The sequence below is a fragment of the Corynebacterium tuberculostearicum SK141 genome (genome assembly GCF_000175635.1).
GTDB classification, from domain to species: Bacteria; Actinomycetota; Actinomycetes; order Mycobacteriales; family Mycobacteriaceae; genus Corynebacterium; species Corynebacterium tuberculostearicum_C.
Genome location: NZ_ACVP01000015.1, coordinates 44,482 through 67,671, shown reverse-complemented (window position 1 = coordinate 67,671; position 23,190 = coordinate 44,482). Strand labels below are relative to the sequence as shown.

General features: G+C 59.7%; 17 protein-coding genes and 1 pseudogene. 3 read left to right on the top strand and 15 right to left on the bottom strand.

What is annotated here, in order from left to right; all coding sequences use genetic code 11:
* Nucleotides 1–31: 31 nt before the first annotated feature.
* The gene (locus tag CORTU0001_RS05210) at nucleotides 32–1,726 is read left to right on the top strand and encodes an ABC transporter family substrate-binding protein (RefSeq protein WP_005327986.1); all 1,695 of its coding nucleotides are present in this window, start codon (nucleotides 32–34) and stop codon (nucleotides 1,724–1,726) included.
* Nucleotides 1,727–1,948: 222 nt separating this feature from the next.
* Here the strand turns inward: CORTU0001_RS05210 and tuf are convergent, their stop codons facing one another.
* The 15 genes from tuf to rplJ form a co-directional block, all read right to left on the bottom strand.
* The gene (tuf, locus tag CORTU0001_RS05205) at nucleotides 1,949–3,139 is read right to left on the bottom strand and encodes an elongation factor Tu (protein WP_005322863.1); all 1,191 of its coding nucleotides are present in this window, start codon (nucleotides 3,137–3,139) and stop codon (nucleotides 1,949–1,951) included.
* A gap of 393 nt (nucleotides 3,140–3,532) precedes the next feature.
* Nucleotides 3,533–5,662, bottom strand: coding sequence for an elongation factor G (fusA, locus tag CORTU0001_RS05200; protein WP_005322864.1), 2,130 nt, complete (start codon nucleotides 5,660–5,662; stop codon nucleotides 3,533–3,535).
* Between the two features lie 321 nt (nucleotides 5,663–5,983).
* A complete protein-coding gene (rpsG, locus tag CORTU0001_RS05195) occupies nucleotides 5,984–6,451 on the bottom strand; it encodes a 30S ribosomal protein S7 (protein WP_005322865.1) in 468 nt (155 codons plus the stop codon).
* 6 nt (nucleotides 6,452–6,457) lie between these two features.
* Nucleotides 6,458–6,829, bottom strand: coding sequence for a 30S ribosomal protein S12 (gene rpsL / locus CORTU0001_RS05190; RefSeq protein WP_005322866.1), 372 nt, complete (start codon nucleotides 6,827–6,829; stop codon nucleotides 6,458–6,460).
* Nucleotides 6,830–7,061: 232 nt separating this feature from the next.
* Nucleotides 7,062–7,613 (bottom strand): nucleoside/nucleotide kinase family protein, encoded by a 552-nt coding sequence (locus tag CORTU0001_RS05185; protein ID WP_005327984.1) that lies wholly within the window; start codon nucleotides 7,611–7,613, stop codon nucleotides 7,062–7,064.
* Between the two features lie 26 nt (nucleotides 7,614–7,639).
* Entirely contained in the window at nucleotides 7,640–8,410 is a 771-nt protein-coding gene (locus CORTU0001_RS05180) for an energy-coupling factor transporter transmembrane component T family protein (protein ID WP_005327982.1), read from the bottom strand.
* A complete protein-coding gene (locus tag CORTU0001_RS05175; RefSeq protein ID WP_005327980.1) occupies nucleotides 8,403–9,830 on the bottom strand; it encodes an ABC transporter ATP-binding protein in 1,428 nt (475 codons plus the stop codon). The genes CORTU0001_RS05180 and CORTU0001_RS05175 overlap by 8 nt, the downstream gene beginning before the upstream one ends.
* A gap of 14 nt (nucleotides 9,831–9,844) precedes the next feature.
* Complete coding sequence (locus tag CORTU0001_RS05170) at nucleotides 9,845–10,459, bottom strand: ECF transporter S component (RefSeq protein ID WP_005322871.1); 615 nt, start codon at nucleotides 10,457–10,459, stop codon at nucleotides 9,845–9,847.
* A gap of 785 nt (nucleotides 10,460–11,244) precedes the next feature.
* Nucleotides 11,245–15,240, bottom strand: a complete 3,996-nt coding sequence (locus CORTU0001_RS05165) for a DNA-directed RNA polymerase subunit beta' (RefSeq protein ID WP_005327978.1) — start codon at nucleotides 15,238–15,240, stop codon at nucleotides 11,245–11,247.
* 106 nt (nucleotides 15,241–15,346) lie between these two features.
* A complete protein-coding gene (rpoB, locus tag CORTU0001_RS05160) occupies nucleotides 15,347–18,841 on the bottom strand; it encodes a DNA-directed RNA polymerase subunit beta (protein WP_005327976.1) in 3,495 nt (1,164 codons plus the stop codon).
* Nucleotides 18,842–19,225: 384 nt separating this feature from the next.
* A complete protein-coding gene (gene pgfA / locus CORTU0001_RS05155; protein WP_005327975.1) occupies nucleotides 19,226–20,242 on the bottom strand; it encodes a cell envelope lipid trafficking protein PgfA in 1,017 nt (338 codons plus the stop codon).
* 71 nt (nucleotides 20,243–20,313) lie between these two features.
* Nucleotides 20,314–20,646 carry a HigA family addiction module antitoxin gene (locus CORTU0001_RS05150; RefSeq protein WP_005327973.1) on the bottom strand — a complete coding sequence of 111 codons (333 nt, stop codon included), beginning with the start codon at nucleotides 20,644–20,646 and terminating at the stop codon, nucleotides 20,314–20,316.
* Nucleotides 20,621–20,866 (bottom strand): type II toxin-antitoxin system RelE/ParE family toxin, encoded by a 246-nt coding sequence (locus tag CORTU0001_RS11420; protein WP_084771633.1) that lies wholly within the window; start codon nucleotides 20,864–20,866, stop codon nucleotides 20,621–20,623. The genes CORTU0001_RS05150 and CORTU0001_RS11420 overlap by 26 nt, the downstream gene beginning before the upstream one ends.
* 144 nt (nucleotides 20,867–21,010) lie before the next feature.
* Nucleotides 21,011–21,400: a 50S ribosomal protein L7/L12 gene (gene rplL, locus CORTU0001_RS05145; protein ID WP_005322882.1), complete on the bottom strand. Its 390-nt coding sequence runs from the start codon at nucleotides 21,398–21,400 to the stop codon at nucleotides 21,011–21,013.
* Nucleotides 21,401–21,488: 88 nt separating this feature from the next.
* Nucleotides 21,489–22,010 (bottom strand): 50S ribosomal protein L10, encoded by a 522-nt coding sequence (rplJ, locus tag CORTU0001_RS05140; RefSeq protein ID WP_005322886.1) that lies wholly within the window; start codon nucleotides 22,008–22,010, stop codon nucleotides 21,489–21,491.
* Nucleotides 22,011–22,195: 185 nt separating this feature from the next.
* On the opposite strand from rplJ, the gene CORTU0001_RS12055 reads away from it, so the two are divergent.
* Entirely contained in the window at nucleotides 22,196–22,636 is a 441-nt protein-coding gene (locus CORTU0001_RS12055) for a deoxyribodipyrimidine photo-lyase (RefSeq protein ID WP_167313632.1), read from the top strand.
* A 132-nt stretch (nucleotides 22,637–22,768) separates the two neighbouring features.
* Nucleotides 22,769–23,164 (top strand): annotated as a pseudogene (locus CORTU0001_RS12050) (FAD-binding domain-containing protein); the annotation flags it as partial.
* Between the last annotated feature and the right edge of the window lie 26 nt (nucleotides 23,165–23,190).

The window sequence follows — 23,190 nt, the reverse complement described above, 5'->3', positions numbered from 1 at the left end:
ACCTTCCTCTCACTCAAGGAGAAACCCAACCATGAAAAAGTTCACCCGCTTCCGGATTGCTACCGTAGCCACCCTCTCTGCCGCGGCACTCGCCCTCACCGGCTGCGCCGCCAACTCGGACGGCGACTCCTCCAAGGCAGTCGGCGGCCTCGACATCGAGGTTAATCCGGCTGGCGACTACAACGAAAAGTCCCGCGACGAGCTCAAGGACGACGGCGAGCTCACCCTCCCCCTCAACGAACTCACCGAGCAACAAAACATGTTCCACGCCAACATGACCACCGATACCCGCTCGGTCTGGGGCTGGTACAACCCACAGCTTGCGCTATACGACGGCGAGGGAAACTACACCCCAAACCCCGACTACATCGATGATGTCAAGGAAGATAAGAAGGGCGAGAACACCGTCGTCACTTTCAAGGTCAACAAGGATGCCACCTTCAACGATGGCACGCCTATTGACTGGAAGGCCTTTGAAAATACCTGGCGCTTCAACAACGGCAAGGATGAAGACGTCCAGGTAAACGCCACCGATGGGTTCGAGCGCATTACCTCCGTGGAAAAGGGCGCTACCGACAAGGACGTCGTTGTCACTTTCGACGGCCCCTACCCGTGGTGGCAGGGCCTCTTCAACGAGCTTCTCCACCCCGCCATCGACAGCCCAGAAAAATTCGACAAGGCCTATCTGGGCAAGCTGAACCCGCAATACGGCGCTGGCCCATTCAAGGTCGACAACGTGGACTTCAAGGGCGGCACCCTCACCCTCGTGCCCAACGAAAAGTGGTGGGGCGATAAGCCGAAGCTGAAGAAGGTAAGCTACCGCGTCATGGAATCCCAGGCCACCATCAACGCTTTCCAAGCCGGCGAAATTGATGCCGCCGGTGTGGCCGATAAGAACAGCCTCACCATTGCCGGCGAGATGGGCGATGACATCGACATCCGTGCCGCACTGCGCCCCGCCAACGTCATCTTCACCCTCAATTCCAAGGCGCCACAGCTCAAGGATGAGGACGTGCGCCACGCCGTCTTCTCCGCCATCGACCGCGATCAGCTGGCCGAAATCCGCTATAACGGCCTGGGCTACGAAGAGGAAATGCCGGGATCCCTTACCCTCTATTCCACCCAGGAGGGCTACAAGGACAACATCAAGGACGTCATCAAGTTCGATCCTGAGGAGTCCAAGAAGCTGCTAGAGGACGCCGGCTATCAGCAAGGCGATGATGGTATCTACGCTAAGGACGGCGAGAAGCTCTCACTGCGCTACATCCTCATCGGTGACGATGAAGTGTCGAAGTCCCTCGCCGCGGCGGTGCAAAAGATGCTCAAGGACGTCGGCGTTGACCTCAAGATTGAAGAGCGCCCTTCGTCCGAGTTCTCCAAGGTAACCTCGGAGCGAGATTTCGACCTCTTCCTTTCCGCGTTTACCTCCTCTGACCCGTTTGGCGTCGCATACTTTGGCCAGACCTACGCCAGCGATTCCACGCTGAACATGTCGAGCACCGGCACCAAGGAATTCGATAAGAAGATTGAGGAGCTGCAGAACCTGCCAACCAAGGACGAGCAGATTGACCGCGTCAATGAACTCGAGTCGGAGGCCTTCGGTCACTACGGCATCCTCCCCTTTGCCAACGGCCCACAGATGGTCGGCGTGAAGAAGGGCCTGGCCAACTTCGGCGCTAACGGCTTCGCCATCCTCCCCAAGGAAGACATCGGCTGGGAGAAGTAACAGCACTATAAGCCTCTAGCGCACTACGCTCAAGCCACCCGCGGCACTCCGAACAGGCGATGCCGCGGGAGGCTTCATTTTCCCCGAAAAGTCCACGCATACGGCATCAACTACAAACCGTTACTCCGCGCGCAGCTTCGGTGGCCAGGGATCAAAAAATCCGCCCCACCCGAAGGTGGAGCGGACTCTTTAAAGCTCTACTGAGCGGTTACGGGGTATCGATTACTCGATAACCTTGGTAACGCGGCCAGCGCCGACGGTGCGGGAGCCCTCGCGGATAGCGAAGCGCAGGCCCTCGTCCATAGCGACCGGCTGGATGAGCTCAACGGACATCTCAACGTTGTCGCCAGGCATAACCATCTCGGTGCCCTCTGGCAGGTGAACAACACCGGTAACGTCCGTGGTACGGAAGTAGAACTGCGGACGGTAGTTGTTCATGAACGGGGTGTGGCGGCCGCCCTCTTCCTTCTTCAGGACGTAGACGGAACCCTCGAACTTGGTGTGCGGGGTGTAAGCGCCCGGCTTGATAACAACCTGGCCACGCTCAACGTCCTCACGCTTGGTACCACGCAGAAGCAGACCACAGTTGTCGCCAGCCTCGGTGTAGTCCATCATCTTGCGGAACATCTCGATACCGGTAACGGTGGTGGTCTGGGACTTCTCCTGGATACCGATGATCTCAACGTCCTCGTTGACGTTCAGACGGCCACGCTCAACACGGCCGGTAACAACGGTACCGCGGCCGGTAATGGTGAAGATGTCCTCGATAGGCATCAGGAACGGCTGGTCGGTAGCGCGCTCCGGATCCGGAATAGCGTTGTCGCAAGCTTCCATCAGGTCAACGACGGACTGTACCCACTTGTCGTCGCCCTCGAGGGCCTTCAGAGCGGAGATGTGAACGATAGGAGCTTCCTCATCGTAGTCCTGCTCTGCGAGCAGCTCACGGATCTCCATCTCAACGAGCTCGATGATTTCCTCATCATCAACCATGTCGCACTTGTTCAGTGCAACGAGGATGTAAGGAACGCCAACCTGGCGAGCGAGCAGAACGTGCTCGCGGGTCTGCGGCATCGGGCCATCGGTTGCAGCAACAACCAGGATAGCGCCGTCCATCTGAGCAGCGCCGGTAATCATGTTCTTGATGTAGTCGGCGTGGCCCGGAGCGTCAACGTGTGCGTAGTGGCGCTTCGGGGTGGAGTACTCAACGTGGGAGATGTTGATGGTAATACCGCGCTCCTTCTCCTCAGGAGCCTTGTCGATCATGTCGAACGCGAATGCCTCGTTCTCCTCAGGGTACTGGTCAGCCAGAACCTTGGTGATCGCTGCGGTGGTGGTGGTCTTGCCGTGGTCGACGTGTCCGATGGTGCCGATGTTCACATGCGGCTTCGTACGCTCGAACTTCTCCTTTGCCACTGTATGTCCTCCTGGACTATATGGTGGCTACGACCTTCGCAGCCACGTGGTTGACAGTTGTCATTGGCACCCGACCCACAGTATGTGGGGCAAAGCGCTAATGACGCTTTCTTTACGTGCCAGTTACACGATCCTAGATTTATGTCGCGGTTTTTTCAAACCGCCGTTATAGGAGGTAACCCCGCGAAAAATCGCGGCCATTTCCCTCGACAAGAATCTTTTGAAAAGGATCCTGGGAGGGTAACGGCCGGCTCAACTCACAACTTAGAAGACTAAGCTGCAAACTCAGCCCGCCGCTACCCTGGCCCAGTTGTCCCACCCCGCGGCGGGTCTGGCATCTACTGGCGAAGAGTACCAGCCCGACTAAACCGCGGAGGAGACGGGGGCTAGCGCTTAGTTAGCACCGCCGGTGCGCTCCTCGATGATCTCCTGTGCCACGGAGGAAGGAACCTCGGCGTAGGAATCGAAGACCATGGTGAAGTTGGCGCGGCCTGCGGTGGAAGAACGCAGGTCACCGATGTAACCGAACATCTCGGACAGCGGCACCTTAGCCTTAACAACCTTCGCACCGGAGCGGTCTTCCATAGCGAAGACCTGGCCACGGCGGGAGGAGATGTCACCGTTAACGGTACCCATGTACTCCTCAGGGGTAACAACCTCAACGGCCATCATCGGCTCCAGCAGAACCGGCTTAGCCTTGGCCATTGCTTCCTTGAAGACCTGAGAGCCGGCCAGCTTGAAGGCCATCTCGGAGGAGTCGACGTCGTGGTAAGCGCCGTCTTCCAGGGTGGCCTTGATGTTAACCATCGGGAAGCCAGCCAGGTAGCCGTACTGCATTGCGTCCTGGATACCTGCGTCAACGGACGGGATGTATTCCTTCGGAACGCGGCCACCGGTAACGGCATTGTCGAATGCGTAGGTTGCGGACTCGCCCTCTTCCAGGGTCTCCGGGTCCGGGTTGTACGGCTCGATGGTGCAGATAACCTTTGCGAACTGGCCGGAACCACCGGTCTGCTTCTTGTGGGTGTATTCCATGGACTCAACCTTCTTGCGGATGGTCTCACGGTAGGCAACCTGCGGGTTACCGATGTTTGCCTCGACCTTGAACTCGCGCTTCATGCGGTCAACCAGAACGTCAAGGTGGAGCTCGCCCATGCCGCCGATAACAGTCTGGCCGGTCTCTTCATCCAGCTCAACGGTGAAGGTTGGGTCCTCAGCAGCCAGCTTCTGGATAGCGGTACCCAGCTTCTCCTGGTCGGCCTTGGTCTTCGGCTCGATGGAAACCTTAATAACCGGATCCGGGAAGTCCATGGACTCGAGGATGATCTGGTCATCCTTGTCACACAGAGTGTCACCGGTGGTGGTCTCCTTCAGACCGATAACAGCGTAGATGTTACCGGCATCTGCCTGCTCAACAGGGTTTTCCTTGTTGGCGTGCATCTGGAAGAGCTTACCGATGCGCTCCTTCTTACCCTTGGTGGAGTTCATAACCTCGGTGCCCGGGGTGACCTGGCCGGAGTAAACGCGGGTGAAGGTGAGCTGGCCAAAGAATGGGTGAGCAGCAATCTTGAATGCCAGTGCGGAGAACGGGGACTCAACAGAAGGCTTACGGGTAAGCTCCTTCTCCTCGTTGCCAACCTCGTGGCCGATAACCTCGCCGACGTCCAGCGGGCTTGGCAGGAAGTCAACCACAGCGTCGAGCAGTGGCTGCACGCCCTTGTTGCGGTATGCAGTACCGCAGTAAACCGGGTAAACCTCGGAGTTGATGGTGAGCTTACGGATGCCGGCCTTGAGCTCGTCAATGGTCAGCTCCTCGCCGCCGAAGTACTTCTCCATGAGCTCTTCGTCGGACTCAGCAACGGTCTCAACCAGCTTCTCGCGGTACTCTGCAGCCTTGTCCTTGAGGTCCTCTGGGATTTCCTCGTAGGTAGGCTCAGCGCCGGTCTCGACCTTGCCACGCCAGGTGATTGCCTGCATGTTCAGCAGGTCGACAACGCCATCGAAGTCATCCTCAGCGCCGATAGGCAGCTGCATAACCAGCGGCTTAGCGCCCAGGCGGTCAATGATGGTCTGAACGGTGAAGTAGAAGTCGGCGCCCAGCTTGTCCATCTTGTTGACGAAGCAGATACGCGGAACGTCGTACTTAGCAGCCTGACGCCATACCTGCTCCGACTGCGGCTCAACGCCTTCCTTACCGTCGAAGACTGCGACGGCGCCATCGAGAACACGCAGGGAACGCTCAACCTCAACAGTGAAGTCAACGTGACCCGGGGTGTCAATGATGTTGATCTGGTTGTTATTCCAGAAGCAGGTCACGGCAGCGGAGGTAATGGTGATGCCGCGTTCCTTCTCCTGCTCCATCCAGTCAGTGGTGGAAGCACCGTCGTGGGTCTCGCCCACCTTACGGTTGATACCGGTGTAGAAGAGAATACGCTCGGTGGTCGTCGTCTTACCAGCATCGATGTGGGCCATGATGCCGATGTTGCGGACCTTGTTCAGATCCTTAAGCACTTCTTGTGCCACGTTTATACCCCAACTTAATAGTCGTCGACGCCGTGACCAGGTTTCTGGCTATGACGCCTGCATGGATAAGGTCTTTTAATTTTTGCCACTATTGGCCGTCCTCGGAGCAGCCTGCCCCTAGACTTCCATCGCTTCAGTGTACTGGACACTCCACGATGCCGCTGGACTGGGCAGGTATACCGCCCAGAGATCACACCCATTAGGGCAAAAAATGACCCAAGCAAGAGATATGGAGTTTTGTGTTGCCGCGGCAGGAAAACTGCCGGCAGCCAGCGCGAAACTTGTTTCTCGTTGCTTGGGCCATTGATGTGGGTGCTGAAATTACCAGCGGTAGTGGGCGAAGGCGCGGTTGGCCTCTGCCATCTTGTGAGTATCCTCACGACGCTTAACGGAAGCGCCGAGGCCGTTGGAGGCATCCAGGATCTCGTTTGCGAGACGCTCAATCATGGAGTTCTCGCGACGCTGACGGGTGAAGGTCACCATCCAGCGCAGTGCCAGGGTGTTAGCGCGGTCAGGGCGAACCTCAACCGGCACCTGGTAGGTAGCGCCACCGACACGGCGGGAGCGAACCTCGAGGTCTGGGCGGATGTTGCCCAGTGCCTTCTCCAGGGTGCCAACCGGATCGGTACCGGTCTTCTCACGGCAAGCCTCTAGAGCGCCGTAGACGATGCGCTCTGCGGTGGACTTCTTGCCGTCCTGGAGGATCTTGTTGACGAGCATGGTTACCTGCTCGGAGTTGTATACCGGGTCCTTGACTACAGGACGCTTCGGAGCAGCATTCTTACGCATTGTTTATTACTGTCCCTTCTTTGCGCCGTAACGGGAACGTGCCTGCTTACGGTCCTTGACACCCTGGGTATCCAGAGCGCCGCGGATGATCTTGTAACGAACACCAGGAAGGTCCTTCACACGGCCGCCGCGAACGAGGACCATGGAGTGCTCCTGCAGGTTGTGGCCCTCACCCGGAATGTAGGCGGAAACCTCAATACCGGTGGTCAGGCGAACACGAGCAACCTTACGCAGTGCGGAGTTCGGCTTCTTAGGAGTGGTGGTGTACACGCGGGTGCACACACCGCGACGCTGCGGGGAACCCTTCAGCGCAGCGGTGGAAACCTCTTTACGCTTATCGTGGCGGCCCTTGCGGACCAGCTGCTGAATAGTTGGCATTTAACAGTCTTTCTGTCGAATCGCACCGAAACCAAAAGAAAGGAACCAAACATGCGAAAATGGGCGCTCTTTCCCGGGGCGCTGCCGCATGTCCAGAACTCTTTCCAAGGCCGGTGCCTTGTTAAGGATCAGACTCTTCACCGCGCGCCATTATGGCACGCATAGTGAACTGACGTTTAGAGTAGCAAACCGACCGCGCTTTATACAAAACGCGATCGGCGACTTCCTCCTGCTAGGACCATTCCCAGACCAGGTCCGCCTCGGCGGCCTTGGTGGCAAAGTAGTCCTTTTCCTGTTCTTCCCACGTTTCAAACCACGGTTCGTAGCCAGGTTCGCGGGCGATGGCGCGTTCGCGGCGTTGGTCACGGGGGCCGTCGATAAGCACGCTGACTACCGCTCCCCTTTCCTTGGCCGCGGCAATATTGGCGGCGGTTACCGAGCCCACGCCCTCCACGATGAGGTCATCGCGCACATCCAGGCTGGCCCAGTCCCCCGGGGCACCTGCTTCCCAATCCCAGCGCCAGTAGCCGGGGTTCATGGTGCGCAATACCTGCTCGCCCACCATGTCGGAGCCCTTTTCCAGGCCATGCCAGCCGGGGTAGAACTCATCGAGGTGCACCACCCGCCAATTGGTGCGCTCGGCCAGCGCGGCAGAGGTCCAGGTTTTGCCGGCGCCCGAGGGGCCGTCGATAAGCACGGTCACCGGCTTGAAGGCGCGCTTTCTGGCTGCGGCCAGCTTGACGATGTCCTCTAAAAGTCGCTCTTGTTGGCTATCAAAGTCCATGGTCGCTCAATCACTGCTTTCGCGGGTTATAGGCCGAAGAATCTCCAGGCCCCAGTGAGTACCGAAACTACCACCGGTACGAAAGCAAGGACGGCGCCGCAGACCATGATCCACCCATCGCGGGCCCGCAGCCGCGACTCACGCGCCCACGAGCGCTTCCCACCGCCAGGCGGGGTACGGCCGAAACCGCGCGCCTCCATGGCGGTTGCCAACTTGCCACCGCGGCGCAGCGCAATTACCAGAAGGCCAAACGACATGGTCAGTAAATGCTGCAGCTTGCCGACGTCCGTGAGCCCCCTCGCCCTGCGCGCCATCCCCAGCGACTGCCAATCGGACTGGAAGAGCGTCATCATACGCACCCCGGCGACCGCACCAATAACAAAGCGCGAGGGCAGCTTGAGGATCTGCGAGAGAGCATCGCCTAATTCGGTCGGATCAATATCACGGGCTAGGACCACCATGGGCAGCGCCACTGCAAAGACACGCAGCGTAATGGCAATCGCGAGGGTCAGCGAGTTCTGTGTGACCGTAATGAGCCACCAACTGAAGTACTCCGTGCCACCAGGCTCGCCATACAACAGCATGGAAATGCCCGAAATCGGCGCAATGAGAAAGAGGAACCAACCGCCCTTTAATAGCTGCCCCCACGACACCCCGCACAGCGGCGCGAGGATCAGGGTAAGCGCCAGCGATACCGCGGCCGAGACCCAGTCAATGGAGGCCAATAGTGGGGTAACCCAGATAAACATCAAAAAGATGCGGCTTAGCGGGTTAGCCCCGCGCAAAAGATTAGGCACCGTGAACCTCCACTCGGTGATCCCCCAAGGCCTGGATAAATAGGGGGTCATGGGTAATAGAGGCGATGGTGGTGCCATCATCTGCCAATTGCCGCAGCAAGCGCACCAGCTCCACAAAGGTCTGGGGGTCTTGCCCAAAGGTGGGCTCATCCAACAGCAGCACCGACGGCGCAGTCACCAAGGCAGTGGCCACCGACAGGCGCCGTTTCTCGCCGCCTGAGAGCGTAAACGGATTGGCTTCCAAGAGATGCTCCAGCCGCAGTGACTCCACCAATTGCGCGATCCTTTCCTCCGGCGGGTCCACGCGCATTACCTTGGGCGCAACCCGCAGCTCCTCGGCCACCGTCCGGGCGACAAATTGGTGCTCCGGATTCTGGAAGACAAAGCCGATGCGGTCCGCCAGCTCGCGCGATTTCCAGCGCAGCGGCGACCCCTTGACCCCGCGGCGCACGAAATCGGCCACCCCGATCTCACCTGATTCAGCCGGCAGCAACCCGGCCATGGTCATCAACCAGGTGGACTTACCCGCGCCGTTCGGCCCGGTAATGACCGTGGAGGCTCCCTCCGGCAGCGCAATCGTGCGCGGCGGACCATAGCGGGTGACGAGGTCGGTACTCCACAGCGCGGCTTCGCGGTGCGCCAGCTCGGCCTCGCCAAGGCGTCGCGCCTGCGGCAGACCGGAGACCTGGCGGCGCTGGTCCACCTTCGCGAAGGAAGTATCGGCCACGATGCGCCCGTGGTCCAGCTCCACCGCACGGTCGAGCACGCCGTCCCACGCCGCGTGCTGGTGTTCTACCACCACGAGCGTCGCGCCGGTTTCTTCCACCAGCCTGGATACGGCGCGCACCACATCGCGTGCGCCGGCGGGGTCAAGGTTGGCCGTGGGTTCATCGAGAAGCACTACGCCCGCACCCATAGCGATGACTCCGGCGAGCGCCAAGCGCTGCTTCTGCCCACCGGAGAGCCGCTCGGTGGGAAAATCCAGATCCACGAATGGGCCAACCAGTTCCTTAGCGGCGGTCACGCGGCGCCAGATTTCCTCGCGCGGATAGGCCAGGTTTTCGCAGCCGAAGGCAATGTCATCGCCTACGCGCGCGGAGATCACCTGCGAATCCGGGTCCTGGAGCACCAGCCCCACCGGGATGGTGTGCCCCGGCTCCTCCACCAGGCCGCTGGAATCCTCCAAGAGAAGCTCACCCGTGCGGGTTCCTTCCTCATCGGAGCCCAGCACCCCGGCCATCGCCGCAAGGAGGGTGGACTTGCCCGATCCGGAGTCACCGCATAAAAGCACGCGTTCCCCTGGCTCGATAACTACGTCAATATCGGACAGAGCCGCCTCGCTGCGCCCGGCATGGGTCCAACCGAATCCGCGGGCCGTTATCTTGGTGGCGTTTCCCGCCAATGATGCACAATCAGACACGGACACAACACGCCCTAAGCGCGCTGTTCACGGCCTGCGGCAAAGCGATCCAAGCCGCCGGTCTTGGCCAGCGCCTTCACCAGGAAGAAGCCCAGCGCACCAGCCAAGATAGCGCCGGAGATACTCAAGGTAACCAAGTAAATGAGGTTGAACTCAAAGGAGCGAGCCAGGTTGCCGGAGGTAAATAGCTCCAGGATGAAGGCACCCCAGCCCGCCGCCATGCCAGCCAGAATGGATACCCCCAGGCCAAACTTGCGATACAGGAAGATCGCCAGGATGATTTCCACGCCAATGCCCTGCGCCAGGCCCGAGTACAGGGTGCTAATGCCCCACTGGGAGCCCAGCACCGCCGACACGGTGGCGGCCAAAACCTCAACATAGATGGCCGCACCCGGCTTGCGAATAATCAGGCCACCCAGCACACCACCGATAAGCCAAATGCCAGTAGCAATGCCTCCCAGGCCCGGGGTCACAGCGTCCATGGCTTCAAACCAGGCATAACCCACTGCATTCCATACCAGGAATAAAACTCCGCAGGCCACGCCCAAAACGGACGCCACCACAATATCGACCACGCGCCAGTTCAGGCTGCGCTTCGGGGCAGCGGACACACGTGTATTAGTAGTCATAATTTCCTCCCTCTCGCCGGCATTACCCGGATCAGGTTCTACGGTTCACCGCGCGTGTGGCGGCATCTCAGCCTGTCGACGCTCCCCTTCTAAAGAGCGGACAAGCACCCGTGAGTTGTGTAATTTTCCTTCGCCATAACACAAGGAACATAAACCCCTGGCCATAAGCTGCATTCATCCTAGCAAGCTTCGCAGCACACCCCGACATTAGTTTCCGCTGCGGCTACCCCACCCTCCCCACAAGCGGCAAATCCTCCCCTGTCACCGCCGATCTCACACAGCGGGGCATAAAAGCTGCGCTTGACGACGCCCCCTCTCTACCCCTCCTCTCCCCCATAACAGGCAAAAATGAACCCCGTCGCAGCCTCTTACTTCCGCGACGGGGTTCCCTGGATCCTCACGTCATAGGTTTTAAGGAAAGGAAAATACCTCACGAGAATCCGAGCTCAGTGAAATCGCTAAACCGTAGGGACAGCTTAACACTCTCAGCATAATCTTAACATAGAGGTTGACGCCAGAAACTTTTGAAGGCTTTAGCCAGCTCCAGAACTAAACACAGGGGACAAAACCCGAAGGGAAAAGGACCTGCGGGAATTTAACTTTTTGTAGTTCATGCGCATAACGAGTTCCGGCCCGTATCTTTTCCAGCGACGAACGTGCGCAGCCATGCGCAACTGCCCTGGGGCGATCCGAGGCCGGGGGCATAAGACAACACCCCGCCCTCCTGATTAGTTCAGGACAGCGGGGTGTTTGTCGCGCTCTATATTGCGCTTGAGTCTTCTCGGTTAGAAGGTGAAGTCCTCATCCAATGGAACGGAGGCGCCGGTGAATTCACCGAAGCCGTCATCGCCGTAGATGGAATCGCCGTAAGTCGGAATCGAGTATGCAGCGTTGCGCGCAGCCTCGGTCGGCTTGACGGAGATATTGCGGTAACGGGAGATACCGGTACCGGCAGGGATGAGCTTACCGATGATGACGTTCTCCTTGAGACCGATGAGCTTATCGGAGCGCTTGTTAATAGCGGCGTCGGTAAGCACGCGAGTGGTCTCCTGGAACGATGCAGCGGACAGCCAGGACTCGGTAGCCAAGGAAGCCTTGGTAATACCCATGATCTCCGAGCGCAGCTGAGCCGGCTCGCCGCCCTCTGCAACCTGGGCAGCGTTGAGCTGCTTAGCCTCAGAGAGGTCGATGAGGTTACCCGGCAGCAAGTCCGTGGTACCCGCATCGATGACGGTGCCACGGCGCAGCATCTGGCGGATGATGATCTCGATGTGCTTATCGTGGATAGCCACACCCTGGGTACGGTACACAGCCTGAACCTCATTGATGAGGTGCTGCTCCACGCCACGGCGGCCGAGGACCTCGAGCACGTCGTGCGGGTCAGCCGCACCACGCATCAGGCGGTCACCAGTCTCAACATGGTCGCCGTCCTTGAGGGAACGCTCAATCATGGCATCCGGGTTGGACTCCATCGGGCGACGAACCTGAGCCAGGCCCTGACGCTTGGAAAGCTTCTCATAAACCACATCATCAGAGCCGTCATCCGGGGTGATGGTCAGGGTCCAGAAGTTGCCCTCATCGGACAGGGAAACGGTGCCGTCAACGGAGGCGATAGGAGCACGGTTCTTCGGGTTACGGGCCTCGAAGAGCTCCTGAACACGCGGCAGACCGCCGGTAATATCGCCACCGACACCACCCTGGTGGAACGTACGCATGGTCAGCTGGGTACCCGGCTCACCAATGGACTGCGCAGCCACGATGCCGACGGCCTCGCCGATATCGACGAGCTGGCCGGAAGCCATGGACTTGCCGTAGCACTTGGCACACACGCCGGCCGGGGTCTGGCAGGTCAGCACGGAGCGGACCTTAACCTCGGTGACCTTAGCATCAAGCAGCTTCTGGGTGAGCTCCTCGGTGAGGTCGGAGCCGGCCTCGGCCACAACCTCGCCGTTGGCGTCCTTGACGTCGGTAGCAATAACGCGGCCGGATGCGGAGGTCTCCCATAGTTCGGAGAGAACTACCTTGTCGCCGGATTCCTCGCCGATTGGGACGCGCACGCCCTGGCGGGTGCCACAGTCCTCTTCGCGGACGATGACGTCCTGGGCCACGTCCACCAGACGACGGGTGAGGTAGCCGGAGTCAGCGGTACGCAGTGCGGTATCGGCCAGGCCCTTACGGGAACCGTGGGAGTTGTTGAAGTACTCCAGCACGGACAGGCCTTCGCGGAAGGAGGTCTTAATCGGACGGGTGATGTAATCACCGTGCGAGTTCACAACCATGCCCTTCATACCGGCCAGCGTCCAGATCTGACGCATGTTACCGGCCGCACCAGACTTCACAATCATCGGAATCGGGTTGTGGTCCGGGTACATGTTCTCGACGGCCTCACCGACGGTGTCGGTAGCGTCCTTCCACAGCTCAACCAGGCGGTCGTAGCGCTCGCGCTCGGTCAGGGCGCCCTGCTCCCAGTACTTGCGCTCGATGCGCTCTGCTTCCTTCTCATAAGACTCGAGGATCTCGGTCTTATTCGGCAGAACCAGAACGTCAGACATGGTGATGGTCACGCCGGAACGGGTTGCCCAGTAGAAGCCGGCATCCTTCATGTTGTCCAGCACCTGAGCCACGGTGATCATCGGGTACTTATTGGCCAAATCATTGACCACGTCACCGATGAGAACCTTATTGCCGGAGCCGCCACCCTTACGGACCATGATGCCCTCGAGGTACGGGTAGTTCCATGGCAGCAGCTCGTTGAACATGACGCGACCGATGGTGGTGTAGCCCATCCATGCCTGGCCCTTGGACCAGCCATCCGGGAACTGCTCTTCCTCGATCTCCTTCGGCGGGCGAAGGTGATCGATACGAACCTTGATCGGAGCCTGCAGACCAACGGTGCCGCGGTCATAGGCCATGAGGGCCTCAGCGTAGGAGGAGAAGACGCCGGTAGCCGGCTTGTCCTTCTCTGCCTCGCGGAAGCGGCCGTTGCCACCGATCTCGTCCTCGGACTTGTCCATGGTCAGGTAGTACAGGCCGGTAACCATGTCCAGACGTGGCATGGCCAACGGCTTACCCGATGCCGGGGACAGAATGTTATTGGACGCCAACATCAGGACGCGGGCCTCAGCCTGTGCCTCAGCGGACAGCGGCAGGTGGACTGCCATCTGGTCGCCGTCGAAGTCGGCGTTGAAAGCCTCACAAGCCAGCGGGTGAAGCTGAATAGCCTTACCCTCAACCAGCTTCGGCTCGAAGGCCTGAATACCCAGGCGGTGCAGCGTAGGTGCGCGGTTAAGCATCACCGGGTGCTCAGAAATGGCCTGTTCCAGAACGTCCCACACCTCTGGGCGCTGGCGCTCAACCATGCGCTTGGCGGACTTGATGTTCTGGGCGTAGTCATTTTCTACCAGGCGCTTCATAACGAACGGCTTGAACAGCTCGAGCGCCATGAGCTTCGGCAGACCACATTCGTGCAGCTTCAGCTGCGGACCAACGATAATAACGGAACGACCGGAGTAGTCCACGCGCTTACCCAGCAGGTTCTGGCGGAAGCGGCCCTGCTTGCCCTTGAGCAGGTCAGACAGAGACTTAAGCGGACGGTTGCCCGGGCCGGTAACCGGACGGCCGCGGCGGCCGTTATCGAAGAGCGCGTCCACAGACTCCTGCAGCATGCGCTTCTCGTTGTTCACGATGATCTCTGGAGCACCCAGGTCGATCATGCGCTTCAAACGGTTATTGCGGTTGATCACGCGGCGGTAGAGGTCGTTGAGGTCAGAGGTAGCGAAGCGGCCACCGTCCAGCTGCACCATCGGGCGCAGCTCTGGCGGGATAACCGGGATGGCGTCCAGCACCATGCCAGCCGGATCGTTGCCGGAGCGCAGGAAGGCAGCAACGACCTTCAGGCGCTTCAGGGCACGCATCTTCTTCTGACCCTTGCCGTTGTTGATGATCTCGCGCAGTTCCTCGGCCTCAGCCTCGAGGTCGAAGTTGCGGACCAGGGTCTGGATGGCTTCTGCACCCATGCCGCCGGTGAAGTAATCCTCGTAGCGGTCAACCAGCTCTTCGTAGATGGTCTCATCAATGATCATCTGCTTCGGAGCCAGCTTGATGAAGGTGTTCCAGATTTCATCCAGGCGGGCGATTTCGCGCTCGCCGCGCTCACGGATGTGCTGCATCTCCTTATCGGCAGCGTTTTGTACCTTCTTGCGGGCATCTGCCTTGGCACCGGCTGCTTCCAGCTCAGCCAGGTCAGACTCCAGCTTGGAGGCGCGCTCTGCGATCTCGGACTCGGTATCGTCCTCAACGTCCTTCTTCTCCAGAAGCATCTCTGCTTCCAGAGTGGACTGGTCGTTGTGGCGGGCCTCTTCATCCACGGAGGTGATGATATTCGCCGCGAAGTAGATGATGCGCTCGAGATCCTTCGGAGCCAGGTCCAGCAGGTAGCCCAAGCGGGAAGGAACGCCCTTGAAGTACCAAATGTGGGTTACCGGAGCAGCCAGCTCAATGTGGCCCATGCGCTCACGGCGAACCTTGGACTTGGTCACCTCAACGCCACAGCGCTCACAGATGATGCCCTTGTAGCGGACGCGCTTGTACTTGCCACAAGCGCACTCCCAGTCACGGGTGGGGCCGAAGATGCGCTCGCAGAAGAGGCCGTCCTTCTCCGGCTTCAGGGTGCGGTAGTTAATGGTCTCGGGCTTTTTGACCTCGCCCTTGGACCAGCGACGAATATCGTCTGCGGTGGCCAGACCGATGCGGAGCTCGTCGAAGAGATTTACGTCAAACACGTAATGTCTCCCTTTCATCCTCGTTGTCGAGGAATTGATGGCTTTCTATGAATGAAACGTTTATGCCCTGCCGCGGGGATTTTCCCGCGGTGGACCAAGAAACTAACTAGGCGATGTCAGCGGAAGAACCCTCATCGCGGGACAGGTTAATGCCAAGCGATGGGCTATCCATGTCATCGTCATCAGAGCCAGACAGCTCCATCGGCGTGCCGTCGGTGGAGAGAACCTCCACGTTCAGGCACAGGGACTGCAGCTCCTTGAGCAACACCTTGAAGGACTCAGGGATGCCCGGATCTGGAATATTGTCGCCCTTAACAATGGCTTCGTAGACCTTCACGCGGCCAACGACGTCATCGGACTTGATGGTCAGCAGCTCCTGCAGGGTGTAGGCAGCGCCGTATGCCTGCATTGCCCACACCTCCATCTCGCCGAAGCGCTGGCCACCGAACTGGGCCTTACCACCCAGCGGCTGCTGGGTAATCATGGAGTAAGGACCGGTGGAACGGGCGTGAATCTTCTCATCGACCAAGTGGTGCAGCTTGAGCATGTACATGTAGCCGACAGAGATCGGGTACTTGTACGGCTCGCCCGAGCGGCCGTCGAAAAGCGTGGCCTTGCCATGCTCATCCACCAGCACATCGCCGTCGCGGTTAGGACGGGAAGAAGCCAGCAGGCGCTCGATCTCATGGTTGGTAGCACCGTCGAAGACCGGGGTCGCCGTCAAGGAATCCGCAGGAACGTCATAGAGCTCTTCCGGCAGGGTCTTGAGCAGCTCGGCGTTCTTTGGATCCTCGGTATCGACCTTCCAGCCAGCGTGTGCCAGCCAGCCCAAGTGAACCTCAAGGACCTGGCCAATGTTCATACGACGCGGCACACCGTGGGTGTTCAGCAGAATGTCGACCGGGGTGCCGTCTTCCATGAACGGCATATCCTCTGGCGGTAGAATCTTGCCCACAACACCCTTGTTGCCGTGGCGGCCGGCCATCTTATCGCCGTCCTGGATCTTGCGCTTCTGGGCAACGTAGACACGAATCATCTCGTTGACGCCAGGGGCCAGATCGTCATCATCGTCGCGGGAGAAGCGAGCAACGCCAATGACCTTGCCTACCTCACCGTGCGGCACCTTCATGGAGGTATCGCGGACCTCGCGGGCCTTCTCGCCGAAGATGGCGCGCAGCAGGCGCTCCTCCGGGGTCAGCTCGGTCTCGCCCTTCGGGGTGACCTTACCCACCAGGATGTCGCCGGCGCGGACGTCGGCACCGATGCGGATGATGCCGCGCTCGTCCAGGTCGCTCAGGACGTCCTCGGAGACGTTCGGGATCTCGCGGGTAATTTCCTCGGCGCCCAACTTGGTATCGCGAGCATCGATCTCGTGCTCCTCGATGTGGACGGAGGTCAGGATGTCCTCCTCCACGATGCGCTGGTTAAGGATGATGGCGTCCTCGTAGTTATGGCCTTCCCACGGCATGAAGGCAACCAGCAGGTTGCGGCCGAGGGACATCTCACCATTGTGGGTACCCGGGCCATCGGCCAGAACCTGGCCGGCCTCTACGCGCTCGCCCATGGAAACCAGCGGGGTCTGGTTGTAGTTGGTGCCCTGGTTGGTGCGCTCGAACTTACGCAGGATGTAGGTATCGCGCTGGCCCTCATCATCCATGATGGTGATGACATCAGCGGTGACGTTTTCGACCACGCCGGCCTTCGGGGTGATGACAACGTCGCCAGCGTCGTACGCAGCGCGCTGCTCCATGCCGGTACCAACCAGCGGGGCCTCGGAGCGTACCAGCGGCACTGCCTGCTTCTGCATGTTCGCACCCATCAAGGCACGGTTAGCATCGTCGTGCTCCAAGAACGGAATCATGGCGGTACCCACGGAAACCATCTGGCGCGGGGAGACGTCAACGTAGTCCACACCGGCGGCGTCGGTAAGCCCGATGTCGCCGTCCTTCAGGCGGACCTCAATACGCTCGCCGGTGAGGTTGCCCTCTGCGTCCTGCTCGACCTCGGCCTGAGCAATAGCGAAGCGGTCCTCTTCATCGGCGGTGAGGTACTCCACCTGGTCGGTAATCTTGCCGTCCACAACCTTGCGGTACGGGGTCTCAATGAAGCCGAAGGCATTCACGCGGGCGTAGGACGCCAGCGCACCAATGAGGCCAATGTTCGGGCCCTCAGGGGTCTCAATCGGGCACATACGGCCGTAGTGAGAAGCGTGAACGTCTCGCACCTCAATGCCGGCGCGCTCACGGGACAGGCCGCCTGGACCCAGCGCGGACAGGCGGCGCTTGTGGGTCAGGCCGGACAGCGAGTTGTTGTGGTCCATGAACTGGGACAGCTGCGAGGTACCGAAGAACTCGCGGATAGCAGCAGAGACCGGGCGCACGTTAATCAGGGAGGTCGGAGTGATGGACTCCGCGTCCTGGGTGGTCATGCGCTCGCGCACAACGCGCTCCATGCGGGACAGGCCGACGCGGACCTGGTTCTGGATGAGCTCACCCACGGTGCGCAGGCGACGGTTACCAAAGTGGTCGATGTCGTCCGTGTGCAGGGCGATCATCTCACCGTTCGGTGCCTTCATCTCGCGCTCGCCTACGTGCAGGCGGACCAGGTACTCGAGGGTGACGGCGATGTCTTCCTCGGTCAGGGTCATCAGACCATCGTGGTCGCCGCCGAGCCCCAGCTTGCGGTTGACCTTGTAGCGGCCGACCTTAGCCAGGTCGTAACGCTTTGCACGGAAGAAGGAGTTATCCAGCAAGGACTGAGCCAGCTCACGGGTGGGCTGCTCGCCTGGGCGCTGCTTGCGGTAAATCTCCAGCAGTGCCTCATCGGTGTTCGCTACACCGTCAGACTCCAGGGTGGACATCATGAGCTCGGAGAAGCCGAAGCGATCCCTGATCTGCTCCTCACTCCAGCCCAGTGCCTTAAGCAGCACGGTTACCGGCTGGCGGCGCTTGCGGTCAATGCGCACGCCAACGGTGTCGCGCTTGTCGACGTCGAACTCCAACCATGCACCGCGGGAAGGAATAACCTTCACGGAGTGCAGCGGGCGCTCAGTGGACTTATCGATCGAGCGATCGAAGTACACGCCCGGGGAGCGCACCAGCTGAGAGACGACGACGCGCTCGGTACCGTTCACGATGAACGTGCCCATATCCGTCATGATCGGGAAATCGCCGATGAAGACGGTCTGCGACTTAATCTCTTGGGTGTCGTTATTAATAAACTCTGCGGTCACGTACAGCGGCGCGGAGTAGTTGATGTCCTTTTCCTTGCACTCATCCACGGTGTTCTTCACCGGTTCAAAGCGCGGCTCCGACAAGGACAGGGACATATTGCCCGAGTAGTCCTCAATCGGCGAGAGCTCTTCGAGGATGTCCTCGAGGCCGCTCGTCACGCGGGCGTCATCGCCGCGCTCAGCCTGCTCGCGCTCGCGCCACTCCGGCGCGCCGACGAGCCAATCAAAGGAATCAAGTTGTACGTCAAGGAGACCCGGCAGGGCGATAGGCTCGCTGATTTTTGCAAACGAGTATCGCTTCGGGGCTCCGGGGATATTGGCCACTGACTTGGTCTGGCGGGAGACTGCCAAGATGGGTCCTTCCAGCACCTCACGCGGATTGCCTGCTCGCCCTGGCCGACGAGCCGCAAAACCGCTGGTAATTCTAGCATTCGGTCTGCTGTGGAGTGTCTGGGTTCAGAATGCACAAAATCACCTTGTCAAGTCGGTTTTGCCATCACCGGCCTGAAAGGCTAAATGTGCACCGAAGATCCAGATTCCAGCGCAACGAAACAGCTTATAGGAAAAGACCTGCCATGTAAAGACACACCACTCTTGGGGCGTGTCGCTACCGCGCTAGGGGGCAAGCTCGTGCTCGCCGCGGCGCTAACGCGTCCACGTCGCGCGACTGTGCGCGACAACCACCGAGCACCCTACCACTAAAATCTCAATACACCGCAACCCCGGCGGCGATTTTGTTTTCCAGCTGCGCTTTTACCGGCTCGCCGGCACCGCGCTTCCACCGATGCGCCCACGGTTATGCCGCGAGCGGCCATGCTTATTCTTGCCGCCAATTAGGCCCAATGCGCCAATGATTCCGAGCAGGGTCAACAGTGCGCCGAGGCCGATGGCACCCCACCGCACGATCTCCGCCACGCGGTCGCGCGGGAAATCTGCCGCCTCTTTGAGCAGCGCCTGCTGGTCCTCTTCGGAGGTAGAGCCATTAAAGACGAAGGCGCGCTCGCGGCCCACGCCCTCGCGGTCCGCGTAGTAATCATCGATATCCATATCCATGCCCACCACGAGGCCGGTTTGTTGGTCCACATAGAAGTCGCGGCTGCCGGAGTGGGTCAGGTAGCCCTGCTCCTCGCCGCCGTCTTTCTTGGGCAAGCTGGTGGTATTGCCATCGGCCGCAAATAGCTGCGCGACGTTAGTCGGCTCAATTTCTTGGTGGTAGCGGTAGACCGTGCGGCCGTCCATCGTGGTTTCTTCTTCAAAGACTGCATCGACGGCCTTACGCAGCGTCGGGTCAAAGACTGGGTAGTTGGTCTTCTCTGCGCCTGCTGGGAACTTGAGCCAGTAGCCATCCACCGTGACTTTATCCGAAGGCGTAGCAAGCGTATGGCTAAGCGACGCCTCCCCCGCCGCCTCGCCGCTCAGGCGGTCCACGGGATAGGTCCACACTTGGGCCTGGCTCAGGTCATTAAGGCCCTCCCCTTCGCCGCGCATGCGGGTCTCACCGATGCGCACAGTGGCCTTCTCATCGTCCGAGGGCTCCTGGATATCCATGTTGATTTGGTAGGTCATGGGGCCCGAATACGGCGTGGTGCCGTCCTTGGACAGCTGCTGCGAATCCGCAGAATCATCGTGCAGTGTCCACGTACTGTTTTTCAGGTTCAGTGGCAGCCGCGGGGAGTAATCCAAAAACGCCGGCGCCACAATACCGGCGGCGATGAGCGCGACGCCGAGGCCTAGGAGCAGGACGGAAAAAATGCGGGACTTGGGCAGCATGGGGGCTAATTCTACAGCCCATAGTGGCGATTCCCTGTTTCTACAGGCCGCCCCGCCACGCCGGATTGGTTTTAGGCCGTCTGCGCATTCCAAGCGATGATGCTGCTGGTATCCGTGGTCTGCCGCGCGCACCAGAGATCAAACTCTTCTTGCAGCCCCAGCCAAAACTCTGCCGAATTGCCAAAATAAGCGGAAAGACGGAGCGCCATTTCCGCACTAATCCCAATGCGCCCACGCACCAGCTTGGAAATTTGAGACTTGGAGCTAAAAATATCCTTGGCTAAGCGGTATTGAGTCAGTCCGAGCGGCTCCAGAAATTCCTCACGCAGAACCTCTCCAGGGTGTGGAACGGGGACGATATCCGAGGCTTCCTCTCCCTCATTTGTGATAGTCGATGAAGTCAACGTCCACAGCTCCTTTCCCTGTCCACCGGAAGACTACTCTCCACTTCCCTTTCAACCTCTCTAAGTGATTCGCTGGTGGAATCCTCAAATCGGCAAGAGAGGCTGCGCGGTCAATCATGATGAGTTTGCGGCGCAGTATTCTTCGCAGTTCAGGGGGGCACGTACTTTGGCCCTTACCATCTGTGTGAAAGCGCTCTAAGCTACCCCTCCTGAACTCCACAATGCCATAGTTTCATACTTTGACACTACTGGCCATTGCTGTACTACCCGCATTGCGCCCGCGAGCATAAAACGAGGAAACCCCCAGCTCCCACCGCGCGCGGCGGTAAGAGTGGGGGGTTTGAAAGCGTAAAGCTCAGTGAAATTACTTGAGCTCGACGGAAGCGCCAGCCTCTTCCAGCTTGGTCTTAGCAGCCTCAGCGTCGTCCTTGGAAGCGCCCTCGAGGATAGCCTTAGGAGCACCCTCGACCATTTCCTTAGCTTCCTTCAGGCCCAGACCGGAGACGATCTCGCGGACAGCCTTAATAACGCCAATCTTCTTAGCGCCAGCGTCGGTCAGAACGACGTCGAACTCGGTCTTCTCCTCAGCGGCACCAGCGCCGCCCTCAGCCGGAGCGCCAGCTGCAACAGCAGCAACCGGAGCAGCAGCCTCAACGTCGAATACCTCTTCAAATTCCTTAACGAACTCGGACAGTTCGATGAGGGTCATTTCCTTGAAAGCTTCAATGAGCTCGTCCTTGGTGAGCTTAGCCATGATGGCAAGTCCTTTCTGTGTTGTGTGTGCGCTGCGCGTGATTTATGCCGCGCACACGGTGTTGTAATTGTGCGTCTTTTGTGACGACTTAAGCTTCTGCTTCCTTCTTGTCCTGCAGGGCTGCGACGGTGCGTACAGCCTTGGTTGCAGGAGCGTTGAAGAGAGCGGCTGCCTTCGCCATAGAACCCTTCATAGCGCCAGCCAGCTTTGCGAGGGTGGTCTCGCGGTTATCCAGCTTGGCGATGGCCTCAACCTGGTCGGCGGACAGTGCGTTGCCGTCCATGTAGCCACCCTTGATGATGAGTGCCTTGTTGTCATCAGCAAACTTGGTGATGACCTTCGCAGCATCCACTGCCTCGCCCTTGATGAACGCAATTGCGGTCGGGCCAGTCAGCAAATCATCAAGACCTTCGATGCCAGCTTCCTTGGCAGCGATCTTGAAAAGGGTGTTCTTGGCGACGGAGTATTCAACGTCAAAGCCCAGATCATTACGCAGCTCCTGCAGCTGGGATACGGTCAGGCCGCGGTACTCGGTCAATACAACAGAGTTAGCGCCAGCCAGCTTCTCCTTCAGCTCTGCCAGGTCTGCAGTGTTCTTTGGGTTTGCCATTGTCTCTCGCCTCCTTCCAAAACATCTCTTTTATTATTCCGCCGGGGCCTTCCTCGCTTCGGTTGCCCGAAACAACAAAAGCCCCGTGCAAGAGCACAGGGCGCGCGACATAAGAGAATGCCGCGAATAATCGCAAAGTGTCTCCTGCGTGGGCCGCCTCCTAGGATGGAGAACCTTCGATCCAAATGGATGACCAACGGTCTTCGGTGAACTTTGACTCGGCCGTGACGTGGCCGTTCAAACTTCGTGGAAAACACTACCTCCCCACCCGCGGTTTCTCCAAATCGCCGTTTCCGCCGCGTAGGATGACCGCCATGACCTGCCTCATGTGGTTTCGCGATGACCTGCGACTGCACGATAACCAGGCCCTTTCCCGCGCGGCCACAGCCGCCTCGCTTAGCGACGCCCCCTTGGTCGCCGTCGTCCTCGACGAGCCCGCCTATCCCAGCACCCGCCCGCTGGGCGGCGCGACCACCTGGTGGCGGGAGATGAACCGGAGGGGGTGCCGGAGTTGGGGGCGTCGGCAAGCAGTGCATCTGCCTGGCCCAAACCCACCGAGCCGGCATGGGCGGCATCCCTGGCCGAACACTGGACGCCCGGCGAGGCCGGGGCGCGCGAGCGACTAGCCCAGCTGGACCTGGCCAACTACGCCGGGGAGCGCGATATTCCTGCGCTCAATGCCACCTCCCTACTCTCGCCCCACCTGCGCTTTGGCGAGGTCTCCCTGCGGGAGCTGTGGTTCGCCGCGGCTCAAGGACTGGCAGGCAGGTACTACTGGCATTCCGCTTGTCGACGCCGGAATGCGCGAACTATGGGCCACCGGCTATATGCACAATCGCGTGCGCATGGTGGTGGGCTCCTTCCTCACCAAGAACCTAGGCATCCACTGGCGCCTGGGCGAAGAATGGTTCTGGGACACCTTGGTGGACGCCGATGCCGCCTCCAACCCGTTTAATTGGCAGTGGGTGGCCGGCTGCGGCGATGACGCCGCGCCCTTCTTCCGCATCTTCAACCCCGAAACGCAAGCCAAGCGCTTCGACCCCGACGGCGAGTACGTGCGCCGCTGGGCACCCGCACTGTCCGCCCCGCCTATCGTGGACCTGCAGGAATCGCGCCAGGCCGCGCTCGATGCCTATGCGGAGATCAAAGACTAAGCCTGCAGAAAAGGTGGACGTAAAGG